Consider the following 15,218-nt stretch of genomic DNA (forward strand, 5'->3'; position numbering starts at 1 on the left):
GTCACTGTAGGAGGCACCCCATCGCCTCGCCAAGCCGAGCCTGTTGACGACACGCGGTGCGCCTGTGGATGACATGTGGACAACGGTGGGTGGAACCACCCACATCATCCCCACTCCTGTGGACAACGCTGTGGGAACTTCTCGCTGACAGCGCCCGTATCGGCTACTGACCGGTGATTTCTCTTTCCACAGGTCGACTGTGGGAATCGACCTTCAGTCCACGTCGAGGGTTGCCGCGTCGAGGGACATGGGGATGAGGGATGTGGACAGCAGCGTCCAGATCCACGCGGCGGCCTGCGTCGGAGCGGGCATCGGGCGCATGTGCAGCCAGGCGTCGACGGCTGCGATCGCCGCGCCGGACACCGCTGCGACCTCGACCTCGACCGGCACGGCGTTCGCCGGCACGGTGCCCGTCGCGCGGGCGCGCTCGACGCCCTCGCGCACGATGGCGTCGATGCGCTCGCGCATGCGCGCGGTCGCGCGGGCCGAGCCGTGCGGGCCGAGCACGCGGCGGAAGAGCGACGCGTTGGCGCTCGCGTGCTCGAGGAAGACGGTGAGGGTCTGCAGGATCTGCTGCTCGTCGGGCGTCGACTCCCCCGCGCCGGATGCGAGCTCGCTCGCGAGCGAGCGCTCGGCGGCCTCGTCGGTGGCGGCGTCGATCGCGTCGGCGAGCAGCGTCTCCTTGTCGGCGTAGTGCTGGTAGAAGCTCGAGCGGTGGACGCCTGCGCGGGCCGCGATGTCGGCGACCGAGATCGCGTCGAGCGGCTGCTCGCGCGCGAGGGCGAGCAGCGCCTGCTGCAGGCTCTGGCGCGTGCGCGCGATCCGCGGATCCATGGCTTCGAGCATGCCATGCGTCTTCGACAGGTGTCGCCTTTCCGACACCTGTCGGTTAGGCTCGTGGATGGCCCGCCGTCGTGCCGCATGCATCCGCCTCGCCGTCGAAAGGCATCCATGGCACTCCTCCTCGCCCGACTCGGGCGCTTCGCCGCGCGCCGAGCGTGGGTCGTCATCGCCGCGTGGATCGTGATCCTCGCCGGCGGCGTCGCCGCCTTCCTCGGCTTCGGCGGCACCCTCGCGACCAACGTGACGATCCCCGGCACGCAGACGCAGCTCGTGGGTGACGAGATCGCCGACGAGCTCGGCGGGCAGAGCACCGGCACCGCGAACGTCGTCTTCTCGACCGACGACGGCTCGGCCCTTACCGACGAGCAGCGCGACGGCATCGCCGACTTCCTCGGCGACATCGGCGAGGTCGGCTCGGTCGAGACGACCGTCGACCCGTTCGAGACGCAGCAGCAGCGCGCCGACCAGGCGTCGCAGCTCACCGCATCCGCCGACGAGCTGGAGGCGGGGCGTCAGCAGGCCGACGCCGGCCAGGCGCAGCTCGACGCCGGGCAGGCCGAGCTCGACGCCAACCGCGCACAGCTCGACGCCGCCCTGCAGCAAGCGGCCGGCACGCCCCTCGAGGCGCAGCTGCTCGCGCAGCAGCAGGAGCTCGAGGCGGGCCAGGCGCAGCTCGACGCGCAGCAGGCCGAGCTCGACGCGGGCCTCGCCGACATCGACGCCGGCGCCGAGCAGCTCGAGGCGGGCCAGACGCTGCTCGAGGCTGCCGACGCGCTGCAGTTCGTCGCCGCCGACGAGAGCGCCGCGATCGCGGTCATCCAGTTCGACACGAGCGCCTACGAGGTGCCCGCGGAGGACAAGTCCGAGATCGTGGAGATCATCGAGGGCGCCGACATCGACGGCGTCACGGTCGACGCATCCGCAGAGCTCACGACCAACGTCTCCGACCTCGTCGGCCCCGCCGAGATCATCGGCGTCGCGGTCGCCGCGATCGTGCTGCTCGTGATGCTGCGCGGCCTGCTGCCCGCGATGCTGCCGATCGTGTCGTCGCTCATCGGCGTCGGCGTGGGCGTCACCTCGGCCCTCGCGCTCTCTGGCGTCGTCGAGATGACGTCGATCACCCCCGTGCTGGGCGTCATGCTCGGTCTCGCCGTCGGCATCGACTACACGCTCTTCATCGTCAACCGCCATCGCACGCAGCTGCGGCGCGGGCTCGACGTGCGCGAGTCGATCGCGCTGGCGAACGGCACCTCCGGCACCGCCGTGGTGTTCGCGGGCTCGACCGTCGTCATCGCGCTGCTCGCCCTCAACGTCACGGGCATCGGCTTCCTCGGCGTCATGGGCTCCGTCGGCGCGTGGTGCGTGGCCGTCGCCGTGCTCATCGCCATCTCGCTGACGCCCGCCGCGCTGTCGCTCATGGGCACGAAGGTGCTCACGCGCAAGGAGCGTGCGGCGGCAGAGGCCGCCACCACCACCGCCGTCGAGGAGCCGAAGCCCATGCGATCGGGCGTCGCCGTGCTGCGCGTCGTCATCGCCGTCGCAGCCCTCGCCGTCATCGCGATCCCCGCGCTGTCGATGCGCCTCGGCCTGCCGGACGGCTCGGCCGAGCCGCAGGACTCCACGCAGTACGCCGCCTACCAGACGACCGCCGAGGAGTTCGGCGAGGGGCTCAACGGGCCGCTCGTCGTGTCCGCCCGTCTGGATGCGCCGATGGCCGAGGACGAGGTCGTCACGACGCAGGCCGACGTCGCCGAGCAGCTGCTCGACGTCGACGACGTCGAGGCGGTCGCACCCGTGGGCGTCGGCGAGGGCGACGACTTCCTCGTCTTCCAGATCATGCCCACCGAGGGCCCCGCATCCGTGTCGACCGAGCAGCTCGTGCACGCGCTGCGCGACCTCACGCCGATCGACGGCGTCGAGGAGTACGGCGTCGCGGGCACCGCGAGCGGCAACATCGACCTCTCCGAGACGATCGGCGGCGCGCTGCCCGCGTACGTCGCGATCGTCATCGGGCTGTCGTTCCTCATCCTGCTGCTCGTGTTCCGCTCGATCCTCGTGCCGCTCATCGCGACGATCGGCTTCGCGCTGTCGCTCTTCGCGGCGCTCGGCGCCGTGACGGCCGTCTACCAGTGGGGTTGGCTCGGCGAGGTGTTCGGGGTGCACGACCCCGGACCGGTGCTGAGCTTCGCGCCCGTCGTCATCACGGGCGTGCTCTTCGGCCTCGCGATGGACTACCAGCTCTTCCTCGTGTCGGGCATGCGCGAGGCGTTCGTGCACGGCTCGCGAGCGAAGGTGGCGGTCGTCGCCGGGCTGCGCGGCGGCGCACCCGTCGTGACCGCTGCGGCGATCATCATGATCTCCGTCTTCGGCGGCTTCGTCTTCTCGCACATGGCGATGGTGCGGCCGTTCGGCTTCGGCCTCGCCATCGGCGTGCTCTTCGACGCGTTCGTCGTGCGCATGCTGCTCATCCCCGCAGCGATGCACCTGCTGGGCCGCTCGGCGTGGTGGATCCCCGCCTGGCTCGACCGCATCCTGCCGAACGTCGACGTCGAGGGCTCGAGCCTCGAGCGCGACGGGGGCCGCACGCCGCATCCCACGACCGCGGAGCTCGCGGCGGCCGAGGTGCGCTCGGCGCCGACGCGCGACTGAGCGTCGCCAGCACGAAGGGCCCCGACCGTCTCGGTCGGGGCCCTTCGTGCTGTGCGGATGCCGCGCGTGCCGTTCCGTCTTGCAGGCGATTCGCGGTGGCGGAGGGGAGATGCCCCTTCGCTCCCCGGGATCGCCTGCGAGACGCGAACGTGCAGGGGGGAGGCGGCGGGGCGCGGGTCAGCGCGCGAGCAGCCGCTCGATCGCGTCGACGACGCCGTGCTCGGCGTTCGAGCCGGCCGTGTGGCGGGCGCGCTCGCGCACGGTCGGATGCGCGTTCGCCATCGCGAACGAGTGCTCGGCGGCGTCGAGCATCTGCAGGTCGTTGAGGTAGTCGCCGAACACCGCGGTCTGCGCGGGCGTGACGCCCAGGCGCTCCTGCAGCGCGCGCACCGCGACGCCCTTGTCGACGCTGCGGGACATGATGTCGACCCAGCGGTCGCTCGACACGACGATCTGATGCGTCGCCGAGAACGCCGAGAGGGCGGCGGCGACCGCCGCGGGGTCGTGGAAGTCGATGACCGCGAGCTTCAGGATCTCGTCGTCGTGCTCGAGCACGTCGTCGACGACCTCGAAGGCCGCGAAGTACTGCCGCGTCGCCTCGAGGAACCCCGCATCGCCGCGCTCGACGACCGCACCGCGCTTGCCGCACAGCACGATGCCGAGGTCGGCGCCGTCTGCGGCGAGCTGCCGCAGGGTCCGCACGATCGCGGCCGCGCCCTCCCGCTCGATCGTGACCGACGACAGCTCGACGCCGTCCTGCATGACGATCGAGCCGTTCTCGGCGATGACGACCATGCCGTCGATCGCACGCTCGAAGAGCTCGCGCAGCGCCGCGTACTGCCTGCCGCTCGCGGGTGCGAAGACGATGCCGCGCTCCCGCAGCCCCTCGAGCTGCTGCCACAGGCGCTCGGGCACGGCACCGTGCTCGTCGAGCAGCGTGCCGTCCATGTCGGAGACGATGAGGCGGATGTCGGCGTCGTCGAACGGGTGCGCGCCCGTCTGGGCGGCGAGGGAGTCGGTCGTCATGGAGGCGCTCCTGGCTGCGGTCGGCGGATGGGTGCCCACGGGGTCGGTGCCTGCGCCCTCGCAGCCGGGGTCTCGCATCCATCGTCCCATGCGTCCCGAGTCGGATGCCCGGCACGGATGGGATGCTGGAGGGCATGGCACGGGACAGCGGCACGACGGCGCTCGAGGGCGTGCGACGCCTCGCGACGGCGCTCGCTCCCGGCGAGCTGCTGCCCTCGGAGCGCGCGCTCGCCGGCGAGCTCGGCGTCGCGCGCATGACCGTGCGGGCCGCGATCGACGTGCTGGAGCGCGAGGGCCTCGTGCGCACGCGCCGCGGCGTCGGCACCGAGCGCCTCGCGCCGCCCGTGTCGCTGCAGGTGCGGCTGCGGTCGTTCGCGAGCGCGGTGCGCGAGCACGGCATGCGCCCCGAGACGCGCGTGCTGTCGTACGTTCGCAGCACCGAGCGGCCCGCCGAGGTCAGCGCGCACCTGCGACTCGACGACGAGGCCGAGACCGTGCACCTGCGCAGGCTGCGGCTGGGGGACGATCGTCCGCTCGCGCTCGAGGACGCGTGGCTGCCGGTCGCGCTCGTGCCGACCCTCGACCGCCAGGCCGCCGAGGGCAGCCTCTACGAGCTGCTCGAGGGCCTCGACCTGCTGCCCACCGAGGGCGTCGAGGTGGTGACGGCGGCGCTGCCGACGCCCGAGGAGATCGACGTGCTCGAGATCGCCCCGACGTATCCCGTGCTGCGGCTGTCGCGCACCGCGGTGTCCGACGGCGTGCCCGTCGAGTTCTCGCGCGTGACCTTCCCGGCCGACCGGTACGAGCTGACGTTCCCGCTCGCCGAGCGGCTCACGCTGCCGCTCGGCTGAGCGCCTCCGCCCCGACCCGGGTCTCCGGCCCGGACCCCCGGCCCGTCATGGCTGCGACGCTCGAGCGCGATGCTCGGAGCCCGATGCTCGGAGCGCCGTCGGGCTCCTCCTGCTCGCGGGCATGCCGTCCTCCCTCGAGCTGCTGCTCATCGTCCTCGTGGCGTCGCTGGCCCTGCGGATCGTGGCCGTCTCGACCATCCGGCGCCGGCGAGCCCGTCGTGCGCGGGATCTCTCCGTGGTGCCGGACGAGCACTGATCGCAGCGGCATCGCGAGCCGACGAGCCCCCGCCGGCGGTGGTCTAGACCAGAACCCCGCTGCGGTATAGAGTCCGTGCATCCCTCCCCCTCACCATGGAGCACGCACGATGAAGTTCTTCCAGAGGCTCGGCAAGTCGCTCATGCTGCCGATCGCCGTCCTGCCCGTCGCGGCGATCCTCTCCGGCATCGGCTATTGGATCTCCTCCGTCGCCGGCGCGAACGTCGCCTCCGCGTTCTTCGCGGCGGCCGGTGGCGCGCTGCTCGACAACCTGCCGCTGCTCTTCGCCATCGGCGTCGCGTTCGGCATGGCCTCGAAGTCCGACGGCACCGCCGCCCTCGCCGGCCTCGTCTCGTACCTCGTCATCACGCGCCTGCTCTCCCCCGAGACCGTCATGGGCCTCACGGGCGCCGCCGACGTGGAGTCGGTGAACCCTGCGTTCGGCAACATCGAGAACGCCTTCATCGGCATCCTCGCCGGCCTCATCGGCGCGGTCTGCTACGACCGGTTCAAGGACGTCAAGCTGCCGTTGGCGCTCTCGTTCTTCTCAGGCAAGCGCTCGGTCGCGATCGTCACCGCGGGTGCCTCGCTCGTCGTGGCGCTCGTGCTCTTCTTCGTCTGGCCCCTCGTCTTCGGCGGCCTCGTCGCGTTCGGCGAGCTGCTGCTGGGTCTCGGCCCGGTCGGCGCCGGCATCTACGGCTTCCTGAACCGGCTCCTCATCCCGACCGGCCTGCACCACGCGCTCAACTCGGTGTTCTGGTTCGACGTCGCCGGCATCAACGACCTCGGCAACTTCCTCAACAACACGGGCACGTTCGGCGTCACGGGCCAGTACATGACCGGGTTCTTCCCCATCATGATGTTCGGCCTGCCGGGCGCCGCCCTCGCCATGTACCTCACGGCGAAGACCACGCGCCGCAAGGTGACCGCGGGCATCCTCATCGCCTCGGCGTTCGCCTCGTTCTTCGTCGGCGTCACCGAGCCGCTCGAGTTCGCCTTCATGTTCCTCGCACCGCCGCTGTACCTGCTGCACGCGGTGTTCACGGGCATCTCGATGGCGATCAGCGCCATGCTGCCGGTGCGCATGGGCTTCGGCTTCTCCGGCGGCTTCATCGACCTCGTCGTGAACCTCGCCAACCCGCTGGCGCAGAACCCCTGGCTCATCCCCGTCATGGGCGTGTTCTGGTTCGTCGTCTACTTCGTGGCGTTCTACCTCATCATCAAGCGCTTCGACCTCAAGACCCCCGGTCGCGAGGACGACGACGTCGAGATCGCAGGCGGCGGCTCGAAGGGCTCGAGGTTCCACGCCCAGGCGTCGGCGATCCTCGACGGCCTCGGCGGCTCGTCGAACGTCGTCGAGCTCGACAACTGCGCGACGCGACTGCGCATGCAGGTCGCCGACGTCTCGAAGGTCGACGATGCGGCGATCCGCCGCGCGGGCGCCGCGGGCGTCATGAAGCCCGGCGGCAAGTCGGTGCAGGTCATCTACGGCCTCGAGGTGCAGTTCGTGAAGGATGCGATGGACGATCTCATCGCCGGCCGCGTCGCCGCGCCGTCGGATGCCGAGGTCGAGGCCGTCGTCGAGTCGACCGGCGCTGCCACCGGCGGCGTCGCGACCGCGACGGTGATCACGGTGCGCCAGCCGGTCGAGGGCAGCGTGGTGCGGCTCGCCGACGTGCCGGATGCGACCTTCGCCCAGGGCATCATGGGCCCCGGCCTCGCCATCGAGCCCACCGGGTCCGTCGTCGTCGCACCTGCGGACGGCACCGTCGCCCACGTGTTCCCCACGGGCCACGCGGTCGCGATGGTGCTCGGTGACGGCACCGAGCTGCTCATGCACGTCGGCATCGACACCGTCGAGATGGAGGGTCGCGGCTTCACGACCCTCGTGGCGGTCGGCGACCAGGTGACCGAGGGCACGCCGCTCGTCGAGTTCGACCTCGCCGCCATCCGAGCCGCGGGCCACCCGACGGTGACGCCCATCATCCTGCTGAACGGCGGCGACGCCGAGCTGCGCTTCCGCTGACCCGCCGAGAGGGCCCCGTCGACCGAGCGGTCGGCGGGGCCCTCTCGCGTGCGCGGGGCGAGGTCCGGCGGGTGGGCGCTGGCCGGGTGGGGTGGATGGGTGACGTGACCGGGGCGCTCGAAGCGGACTGTCAGGGGTCGGGTTCACACTGCGACTCGGCGCCGCAGCACACGACGCCGACGAAGGAGCCCCCATGCACATCCCTCGCACCGCTGCGGCGGTCGCCGCGCTCACGATCGCGGCACTCACCGGCTGCGTCGCCCTCCCACCGACCATCGCGCCGCCCGCGGCCACGCAGCCGACTGCGGCTCCCGTCGAGGAGGTCGTCGAGACGACGCCGGTCGCGACCACGGAGCCGGAGCCCGCGGCAGCCGCGCCCTCGCCGCCGGCCGAGACGCCCACCCAGGCACCCGCGCCTCCGACGCCCACCCAGCCCCCGGCCCCACCGGCGCCGACGCTGTCGGTCGCGCAGCAGAATGCGATCGGCAGCGCCCAGGACTACCTCGACTTCACGCACTTCTCGCGGAGCGGCCTCATCGACCAGCTCGAGTTCGAGGGCTTCTCGACCGAGGACTCGACGTTCGCGGTCGACTCGCTGGCCGTCGACTGGAACGCGCAGGCCGCGGGATCTGCGCAGGACTACCTCGACTTCATGTCGTTCTCGCGCCAGGGCCTGATCGACCAGCTGCTGTTCGAGGGGTTCAGCCAGGCTGAGGCCGAGTACGGCGTGACGGCAGTCGGCTACTGAGGAGCGCTCGGCCGTCGCAGGGCGAGCCGAGGGCTCGCAGGCGCCGGCGGGCACCGGACCCGCGGGGTGACGCGGCGCCGCCGCCGTGCCACGCTGACCGCATGACCGAGCCGCCTCCCGACGTCGCCGCCTACCTCGACGGCGTCCCGCTGGAGGTCGCCGACCGGCTCCGGCAGGTGCGCGCCATCGCGCTCGCCGTGGTGCCGGATGCGGAGGAGCGGGTGCGCTACGGCATCCCGGCCGTCATGCTCGGCGGCCGCTACGCCATCCACTACGCCGGGTGGAAGGCGCATGTCGGCCTGTATCCCGTGCCCGTGCTCGACGACGCCCTCGAGGCCGAGGTCGCACCGCTGCGGAAGGGCAAGGATGGCGTCGTGCTGCGCCACCGCGACCCGCTGCCCACCGACCTCATCTCCCGCATCGTGGCCGCGATCGTCGCGATGCGCACCGCAGGCTGACGTCCCACCGTGCGACTGGTCGCCCGTCGGGGTGACTGGTCGCTCCTCGGGGTGACTGGTCGCTCCTGGGAACGACGAGCGACCAGTCGGGCCCGGGGCTACGCGTCGACCAGCTCGCGCTCCCTCCGAGCCCGACGCCGCGCGACGATGCGCCCTCGCACCGTCACCGCCAGCACGACCGCGAGCACCGAGTACAGCATGATCGGGATGGGCTGCTGCACGAGCACCGTCAGGTCGCCGTCGGCGCTGAGCGCCGCGTCGCGCAGGCTCGTCTCGGCCAGCGGACCGAGCACCATGCCGATGATGAGCGGCGCCAGCGGCACGTCGAGCGCACGCATGAGGAAGCCGACGAGCCCGAGACCCAGCAGCATCAGCAGGTCGAACACCGAGCCGCTCGTCGCGTAGATGCCGAGGCCGCAGAACACGGCGATGCCCGCGTAGAGGTACGCGCGCGGGATGAGCAGCAGCTTCGCCCACACCATCGCGAACGGCAGGTTGATCGCCAGCAGCACGACCATCGCGATGAAGAAGCTCGCGAGCAGCGCCCACACGAGGTCGGGTGCGCGGTCGAACAGCAGCGGCCCCGGCTGCAGCCCGTACTGGCGGAACGCGGCGAGCATGATGGCCGCCGTGGCCGAGATGGGCAGGCCGAGCGCCAGCAGCGCACCCATCGCCATGCCCGTCGTCGAGTTGCCTGCGGCCTCCGGCGCGGCCAGGCCCCGGATGGCGCCCTTGCCGAACTGCGGATCCTTGCGCCGCGCATCCAGCCGCTTCTCGAGGCCGTAGGCGAGGAACGTGGGGATCTCGGAGCCTCCGGCGGGCACGACGCCGAACGGCAGGCCGATCGCGGTGCCGCGCAGCCACGCGGGCGCCGCCTCGCGGAACTCCTTGCGCGACAGCCACGGCCGACCCTTCGGGCGCACGATCGCGCCGTCCTTCAGGTGGCGGGCGAGGCACGCGACGTAGATGACCTCGCCGAGCGCCAGCAGCGCGACCGTGACGGTCACGAGCGAGATGCCGTCGAAGAGCTCGGGCACGTCCATCGTGAAGCGCGGGGCGCCGGAGATGCCGTCGACGCCCACGACGGCGATGCCGAGCCCGAGGCACAGCGAGCCGAGGCCCTTGAGCGCGTCGTCGGTGACGACCGACGACGTCGTGACGAACGCGAAGAGCGCGAGCGCGAAGAACTCGGCGGGGCCGAAGCTCGACGAGAACGAGGCGAGCGCCGGCGCGAGGAAGACGACGAGCACCGACGCGATCATGCCGCCGACGAATGCGCCGATCGCCGCGGTCGCGAGCGCCTGCGCCGCCCGCCCGTGCAGCGCCATCTTGTGGCCCTCGAACGTCGACGCGATCGCCGACGCCTGGCCGGGCGTGTTCATGAGGATGCCCATGGTCGAGTCGCCGAACAGCCCACCGAAGTAGACGCCCGCGAACATGATGAACGCGGCCGTCGGGTCGAGCGAGAACGTCACGGGCAGCAGCAGCGCGACCGCCATCGACGAGCCGAGTCCGGGGAGCACGCCGACGGCGGTGCCGAGCAGGCAGCCGACGACGACCCAGATGAGGTTCTGCCACGAGAGGGCGCCGGCGAAGCCGTCGCCGAGGAGCGCGAGCACGTCCATGTCAGAACCCCCAGCCGATGATGCCCGACGGCAGCGACAGCTCGAGGAGCATGTCGAACGCGATGTAGCTGAGCGAGCTCACCGTGAGCCCGACGAGCAGCGGGCGCAGCCAGCCTGCGGCGCCCAGGCCGCGCGCGACGCCGACGAAGAGCAGCCCTGCGGCGACGATCCAGCCGAGCACGTCGAGCAGCAGCGCGAAGCCCGCGAACGACAGCACGACCCAGGCGAGCGAGCGCACGTCGACCCGCACCGCGCGCGCGGCGGGCTCGGGCTCCGCGGGCTCGCGCACCGCGGCCTCGTCGTCGAGCAGCACCGCGCGGGCGACGGCATCCGCCGCCTCCGCCTCCGCGGCGCGACGCTGCCGCACGACCCGCACGACGAGCAGCGTCGCCAGCACCGCGAGCGCGGCAGCGATGAGGCCGGGGAAGAAGCGGGGGCCGGGGAAGGCCGTGCCGTCCGGCACCCGCATCGTCACGATGCCGACGAGGAGGTAGGCGGAGGCGGCCAGCAGCAGCACAGGCACCGTGAGCTCCTTCGCGAGCCCGGCGAGGCGGCCGGGGCCCGCACCGAACGCGAGGCGTTGTCCGACGACGGCCGAGGCGGACGTGGGATTGCTCGGATGCGTCATCGGCCCAGCTCCTCGTACAGCGCGGTGATGCGGGTGCGCTCCTCGTCGAGGAACGCCTCCAGGTCGTCGCCCGTGATGACCCGCTCGGTCCAGTGGTAGCGCTCGCGCGCATCCGCCCACTCCGGCGTCTCGATGGTCTCGAGCACGATGCTCGTCAGCGCGTCGACCTGCGCGTCCTCGAGCCCGCCCGGAGCGGCGACCATGCGCCAGTTCGTGAGCGTCACGTCGTAGCCCTGCTCGGTGGCGGTGGGGATGTCGATGCCGTCGATGGGCTCGGATGCGACGAGCGCGAGGGCGCGCAGGCGACCCGACTCGATCTGGTCGATGTTGTCGGGGTAGCCGCCGGCCGCGGCTGCCGCCGTGCCGTTCAGCAGCGCCTGGATGGCCTCGCCGCCGCCGTCCGACGGGATGTAGTTCGTGTCCGTGGGCTCGACGCCTGCGGCGACGGCGAGGTCGGTGACGACGAGCTGGTCGAACGATCCTCCGCCCGTCCACGGCACCGAGCCCGGCGCCTCCGCCCACGCTGCGACGAGGTCGTCGAGCGTCTCGTACGGGGAGTCGGCGGGCACGACGATGACGTCGTACTCCTCGACGGTGACGGCGAGCGGCGTGATGTCGTCGTGCGTCACGGCCGAGCCGAACTGGATCTCGGCGGCGAGCAGGCCCGTGCCGCCGACGAGCAGCGTGTCGGCCTGACCCTCGAGCCGCGCGACGTTGCCGAGTGCGATCGTGCCGCCGGCGCCAGGCATGTTGACGACCTGCACCGAGTTGACGATGCCCTGGGCGCGCTGCGCCTGCTGCATCTCGCGCGCGACGCCATCCCAGCCGCCGCCGGCGGCCGCGGGGGCGACGATCGTGATGGCACGCGTCGGGTCGCCGCCTGCGGCAGCCGAGGTGACCGAGCCGTAGCAGGCGACGGCGATCGATGCCGCGGCGACGAGGCCGCCGGCGATGCGCAGCGCCATGCGCCTCGAGGTCGGCGGCGCGGCCGCCACGCCGTCGTCTGGGATGCCCGGGTCGGTCATGGGTGCTCCTTCGTGCTCACGTCGTCGTGCGCTGCGTCTCGGTACGATGGCACCCGCCGCCGCGCCATGAGGGCGCAGCGGCCGTTGTGCTCATTGACGCTCACGGATGCGGCAGGAGGTGCGCCCATGCGGCTCCCGGCCCGCGCCGCCCGGCTGGCGCTGCTCGCCCTGCCGAGCGTCATCGTGCTCGCGGCGACCGGCGTCACGACGCTCGTGGCCGCCGCGGTGCAGGAGCAGAGCATCCGTGCCAGCGTCGTCGAGCAGGTGCACGGCGTCGCCTCGAGCCTCGCCGCGCTCCCCGAGGTGCGCTCGGCCGTCGCGGCGGCGACCGATGCCGGCACGGCATCCGACCCGGCTGACGCCGAGGGGCTCGCCGCGGCGACGGCCTCGTTGCAGCCGCTCGCGTCGCTCGTCGAGGATGCGTCGGGCGTCTCGTACGTCGTCGTCACCGACGACGAGGGCGTGCGCATCACGCATCCCGATGCCGACGAGCGCGGCGAGCTCGTCGAGACGACGACGACCGAGGTGCTCGCGGGCGAGGAGTTCGTCGGCACCGAGACCGGCCCCTCCGGACCGACGCTGCGCGCGAAGGTCCCGGTCGTCGTCGACGGCGCCGTCGTCGGCATCGTCGCGGTCGGCGTGCTCGAGTCCGAGATCGCAGCGGACCGCGAGCGTGCGTTCGGCGGCCTGCTGCCGTGGAGCGTCGGCGCGCTGCTCGTCGCGACGCTCGCGAGCGCGCTGCTGTCGGTCTCGATCGCACGCAGGCTGCGTCGCGCCGACGCGGTCGATGCCGAGGCGCGGCAGATGCGGCGCACCACGGATGCGCTGCGCGAGCAGGCGCACGAGTTCGGCACGCGCCTGCACGTCGTGCGAGGGCTCGTGGCCCAGGGGCAGGGCGATGACGCCGTCGCCTACATCGACGGCGTCGCCCCGACCCTCACCGGCGCCGCCGGTGCCTCGGCGCGGTCGGGCGCGGTCGTCGCCGCGACGATCGAGGCCGTGCGCGGCGAGCTGGAGGCCCTCGGTGCGCAGCTGGAGATGCGCGTCGGCGACGACGTCGCGCTCGACGACGATGCGCTGCTCGTCGTCGCGAATCTGTGCCGCAACGCGGCCGAGGCCGGTGCTGCGCTGGTGCGATGCACGCTCTCGGTGCGCGACGGCGTGCTCGTGGGCGTCGTCGAGGACGACGGGCCGGGCATCGACCCGCGCGATGCGCATCGCGTGCTGGAGCGCGGATGGTCGTCGAAGCACGATGCGACGGGCCTCGGCCGCGGGGTCGGACTCGACCTCGTGCGCCGCACGGTCGCCGATCGCGGTGGCTCCGTCGTCGTCGGCAGGTCGACGCTCGGTGGGGCGCGCTTCGACGTCGACATGGCGGTGCGCTCATGACCGCCTCCATCGCTGTGCTCGTCGTCGACGACGACGCGGGCGCGCGAGCGCTGCACGCCCGCTGGGTGTCGGCGGTCGACGGCTTCTCGGTCGTCGGCACGGCGGCGTCCGGCACGGCTGCGCTCGCGCTCGTCGAGCACGGCGTCGACCTCGTGCTGCTCGACATGCGCCTGCCCGACGTCAGCGGCATCGAGGTGCTGCACCGCATGCGCACGCTCGCGGCGCGCGGCACCGACGTGCTCGTCATCAGCTCGTCGCGCGACCAGGTCACCGTGCGGCAGGCGCTCGCCGCGCACGTCATCGGCTACCTCATCAAGCCGTTCGACCAGCAGGTGCTGCAGGAACGGCTGCGCACCTACGCGGCCGAGCGGCGCGAACGGTCGCTCGAGCGCGACGTGCCGCTCGGACAGGGCGAGGTGGATCGGCTGCTCGCCACGGGATCGCTGCGCACCGTCGCGACGCCGACGGCGGCATCCGCATCCGCGGCGGCAGCGGCATCCGCATCCGCGGCGCTGCCGAAGGGGCTGAGCGCGCCGACGCTCGAGCGCGTGCTCGCCGCGCTCGACCCGGTCGTCGCGGTGTCGGCCGTCGACGTCGCGGCGTCGGCGGGCGTCTCCCGCGCGACGGCACGGCGCTACCTCGACCACCTCGTCGCGACGGGTGTCATCGACCTCGCCCACCGCTACGGTCGCCGCGGTCGCCCGCAGGTGCTCTACCGCCTGGTGCCGGCCCCCGGTGCGTGACCGTGCGCATCCGACCGGTCGCTCGTTGGGTCTGACTGGTCGCTCGTTGCGTCCACGAGCGACCGATCGCCCCAACGAGCGACCAGTCGCACCCCAACGAGCGACCAGTCCCAGCCCACGAGCGACCAGTCGGGCCGCCGCACACGACGAGGGCCGCACCCCCTCGCGGGAGTGCGGCCCTCGTTCGTGCGGTGTCGCCGACTACTTGGCGGCGACGACCTCGAGCGTGATGCTCGCGACGATGTCGTCGCGCAGACGCGCCGTCGCCTGGTGCTTGCCCACGACCTTGATGGCCGACGGGATGGTGATGACGCGCTTGTCGAGCGAGCCGAGGCCCTGCGACGAGACGGCGTCCGCGATGTCCTGCGTCTGCACCGAGCCGAAGAGACGACCCTCCTTGCCGGCCTTGACCGACACGCGGAGCGGGTTGGCCTCGAGCTTCAGCTTGAGGTCCTGCGCCTCCTCGATCGTGGCGTGCTCGCGCGCGGCGCGGGCTGCCTTGATCTGCTCGACCTGCTTCTCGCCACCGCGGGTCCACGGCGTCGCGAAGCCCTGCGGGACGAGGTAGTTGCGGGCGTACCCGTTCTTCACCTCGACGACGTCGCCGGCGGTGCCGAGGCCCGAGACCTCGTTCGTGAGAATGACCTTCGCCATATCAGATCCTTCCTCAGCGGCCCGCGCCGGAGTACGGCAGCAGCGCCATCTCGCGAGCGTTCTTGATCGCCTTCGCGATGAGGCGCTGCTCCTGCACCGATGCGCCGGTGATGCGACGGGCACGGATCTTGCCGCGCTCCGAGATGAACTTCTTCAGCGTCGCGACGTCCTTCCAGTCGATGACGCCGACGGTGATGGCCTTCGCCGGTGCGACCGGCTTCCCGCCCTTGGGTCCACGACCCCGGCGACCCTGCGGCTTTCCAGCCATAGTGCTTCCTGCTCTCTTGTCTTCTGCCG

General features: G+C 72.3%; 14 protein-coding genes. 7 read left to right on the top strand and 7 right to left on the bottom strand.

The window, feature by feature from the left end:
* Window positions 1-213: 213 nt before the first annotated feature.
* Window positions 214-834 carry a TetR/AcrR family transcriptional regulator gene (locus ACFQPP_RS02570; RefSeq protein ID WP_376914941.1) on the bottom strand — a complete coding sequence of 207 codons (621 nt, stop codon included), beginning with the start codon at window positions 832-834 and terminating at the stop codon, window positions 214-216.
* Between the two features lie 117 nt (window positions 835-951).
* Between ACFQPP_RS02570 and ACFQPP_RS02575 the strand changes: the two genes are divergently transcribed.
* Window positions 952-3,492, top strand: a complete 2,541-nt coding sequence (locus ACFQPP_RS02575; RefSeq protein ID WP_376914942.1) for an MMPL family transporter — start codon at window positions 952-954, stop codon at window positions 3,490-3,492.
* A 177-nt stretch (window positions 3,493-3,669) separates the two neighbouring features.
* On the opposite strand, the gene ACFQPP_RS02580 is transcribed toward ACFQPP_RS02575, so the two are convergent.
* Complete coding sequence (locus ACFQPP_RS02580; protein WP_376914943.1) at window positions 3,670-4,518, bottom strand: HAD family hydrolase; 849 nt, start codon at window positions 4,516-4,518, stop codon at window positions 3,670-3,672.
* Between the two features lie 134 nt (window positions 4,519-4,652).
* Between ACFQPP_RS02580 and ACFQPP_RS02585 the strand changes: the two genes are divergently transcribed.
* The 4 genes from ACFQPP_RS02585 (at window position 4,653) to ACFQPP_RS02600 (ending at window position 8,857) form a co-directional block, all read left to right on the top strand.
* Window positions 4,653-5,369 carry a GntR family transcriptional regulator gene (locus tag ACFQPP_RS02585; protein WP_376914944.1) on the top strand — a complete coding sequence of 239 codons (717 nt, stop codon included), beginning with the start codon at window positions 4,653-4,655 and terminating at the stop codon, window positions 5,367-5,369.
* Window positions 5,370-5,734: 365 nt separating this feature from the next.
* Window positions 5,735-7,651, top strand: coding sequence for an N-acetylglucosamine-specific PTS transporter subunit IIBC (nagE, locus tag ACFQPP_RS02590; RefSeq protein WP_376914945.1), 1,917 nt, complete (start codon window positions 5,735-5,737; stop codon window positions 7,649-7,651).
* A gap of 193 nt (window positions 7,652-7,844) precedes the next feature.
* Window positions 7,845-8,399, top strand: coding sequence for an Ltp family lipoprotein (locus tag ACFQPP_RS02595; RefSeq protein ID WP_376914946.1), 555 nt, complete (start codon window positions 7,845-7,847; stop codon window positions 8,397-8,399).
* 101 nt (window positions 8,400-8,500) lie between these two features.
* Window positions 8,501-8,857, top strand: a complete 357-nt coding sequence (locus tag ACFQPP_RS02600) for an iron chaperone (protein ID WP_376914947.1) — start codon at window positions 8,501-8,503, stop codon at window positions 8,855-8,857.
* Window positions 8,858-8,955: 98 nt separating this feature from the next.
* On the opposite strand, the gene ACFQPP_RS02605 is transcribed toward ACFQPP_RS02600, so the two are convergent.
* From ACFQPP_RS02605 to ACFQPP_RS02615, 3 genes are read right to left on the bottom strand one after another with little or no spacing between them, the layout of a single operon-like run.
* Entirely contained in the window at window positions 8,956-10,482 is a 1,527-nt protein-coding gene (locus tag ACFQPP_RS02605; protein WP_376914948.1) for a tripartite tricarboxylate transporter permease, read from the bottom strand.
* A 1-nt stretch (window position 10,483) separates the two neighbouring features.
* Entirely contained in the window at window positions 10,484-11,110 is a 627-nt protein-coding gene (locus ACFQPP_RS02610) for a tripartite tricarboxylate transporter TctB family protein (RefSeq protein ID WP_376914949.1), read from the bottom strand.
* On the bottom strand, window positions 11,107-12,135 hold the full coding sequence (locus tag ACFQPP_RS02615) for a Bug family tripartite tricarboxylate transporter substrate binding protein (protein ID WP_376914950.1): 1,029 nt from the start codon (window positions 12,133-12,135) through the stop codon (window positions 11,107-11,109). Before ACFQPP_RS02615 ends, ACFQPP_RS02610 begins: the two co-directional genes overlap by 4 nt.
* Window positions 12,136-12,261: 126 nt before the next feature.
* Here ACFQPP_RS02615 and ACFQPP_RS02620 point away from each other — a divergent pair, with 126 nt between their 5' ends.
* Window positions 12,262-13,524 carry an ATP-binding protein gene (locus tag ACFQPP_RS02620; RefSeq protein WP_376914951.1) on the top strand — a complete coding sequence of 421 codons (1,263 nt, stop codon included), beginning with the start codon at window positions 12,262-12,264 and terminating at the stop codon, window positions 13,522-13,524.
* Window positions 13,521-14,267 (top strand): response regulator, encoded by a 747-nt coding sequence (locus ACFQPP_RS02625; RefSeq protein ID WP_376914952.1) that lies wholly within the window; start codon window positions 13,521-13,523, stop codon window positions 14,265-14,267. The genes ACFQPP_RS02620 and ACFQPP_RS02625 overlap by 4 nt, the downstream gene beginning before the upstream one ends.
* A gap of 201 nt (window positions 14,268-14,468) precedes the next feature.
* On the opposite strand, the gene rplI is transcribed toward ACFQPP_RS02625, so the two are convergent.
* Window positions 14,469-14,921, bottom strand: a complete 453-nt coding sequence (gene rplI, locus ACFQPP_RS02630; RefSeq protein ID WP_376914953.1) for a 50S ribosomal protein L9 — start codon at window positions 14,919-14,921, stop codon at window positions 14,469-14,471.
* Between the two features lie 13 nt (window positions 14,922-14,934).
* Window positions 14,935-15,189: a 30S ribosomal protein S18 gene (rpsR, locus tag ACFQPP_RS02635; protein WP_092503972.1), complete on the bottom strand. Its 255-nt coding sequence runs from the start codon at window positions 15,187-15,189 to the stop codon at window positions 14,935-14,937.
* Window positions 15,190-15,218 lie beyond the last annotated feature (29 nt).

Origin of the sequence: Agrococcus sp. GCM10030265 (assembly GCF_042666675.1) — a bacterium.
Classification (GTDB): domain Bacteria; phylum Actinomycetota; class Actinomycetes; order Actinomycetales; family Microbacteriaceae; genus Agrococcus.

Excerpts from the sequence above, each read along its gene's own strand:
- ACFQPP_RS02595 (WP_376914946.1), top strand. The coding sequence starts at position 7,845 with ATGCACATCCCTCGCACCGCTGCGGCGGTCGCCGCGCTCACGATCGCG.
- nagE (WP_376914945.1), top strand. The coding sequence starts at position 5,735 with ATGAAGTTCTTCCAGAGGCTCGGCAAGTCGCTCATGCTGCCGATCGCC.
- ACFQPP_RS02585 (WP_376914944.1), top strand. The coding sequence starts at position 4,653 with ATGGCACGGGACAGCGGCACGACGGCGCTCGAGGGCGTGCGACGCCTC.
- ACFQPP_RS02600 (WP_376914947.1), top strand. The coding sequence starts at position 8,501 with ATGACCGAGCCGCCTCCCGACGTCGCCGCCTACCTCGACGGCGTCCCG.
- ACFQPP_RS02620 (WP_376914951.1), top strand. The coding sequence starts at position 12,262 with ATGCGGCTCCCGGCCCGCGCCGCCCGGCTGGCGCTGCTCGCCCTGCCG.
- ACFQPP_RS02575 (WP_376914942.1), top strand. The coding sequence starts at position 952 with ATGGCACTCCTCCTCGCCCGACTCGGGCGCTTCGCCGCGCGCCGAGCG.
- ACFQPP_RS02570 (WP_376914941.1), bottom strand. The coding sequence starts at position 834 with ATGGATCCGCGGATCGCGCGCACGCGCCAGAGCCTGCAGCAGGCGCTG.
- ACFQPP_RS02615 (WP_376914950.1), bottom strand. The coding sequence starts at position 12,135 with ATGACCGACCCGGGCATCCCAGACGACGGCGTGGCGGCCGCGCCGCCG.
- rplI (WP_376914953.1), bottom strand. The coding sequence starts at position 14,921 with ATGGCGAAGGTCATTCTCACGAACGAGGTCTCGGGCCTCGGCACCGCC.
- ACFQPP_RS02610 (WP_376914949.1), bottom strand. The coding sequence starts at position 11,110 with ATGACGCATCCGAGCAATCCCACGTCCGCCTCGGCCGTCGTCGGACAA.
- ACFQPP_RS02625 (WP_376914952.1), top strand. The coding sequence starts at position 13,521 with ATGACCGCCTCCATCGCTGTGCTCGTCGTCGACGACGACGCGGGCGCG.
- rpsR (WP_092503972.1), bottom strand. The coding sequence starts at position 15,189 with ATGGCTGGAAAGCCGCAGGGTCGCCGGGGTCGTGGACCCAAGGGCGGG.
- ACFQPP_RS02580 (WP_376914943.1), bottom strand. The coding sequence starts at position 4,518 with ATGACGACCGACTCCCTCGCCGCCCAGACGGGCGCGCACCCGTTCGAC.
- ACFQPP_RS02605 (WP_376914948.1), bottom strand. The coding sequence starts at position 10,482 with ATGGACGTGCTCGCGCTCCTCGGCGACGGCTTCGCCGGCGCCCTCTCG.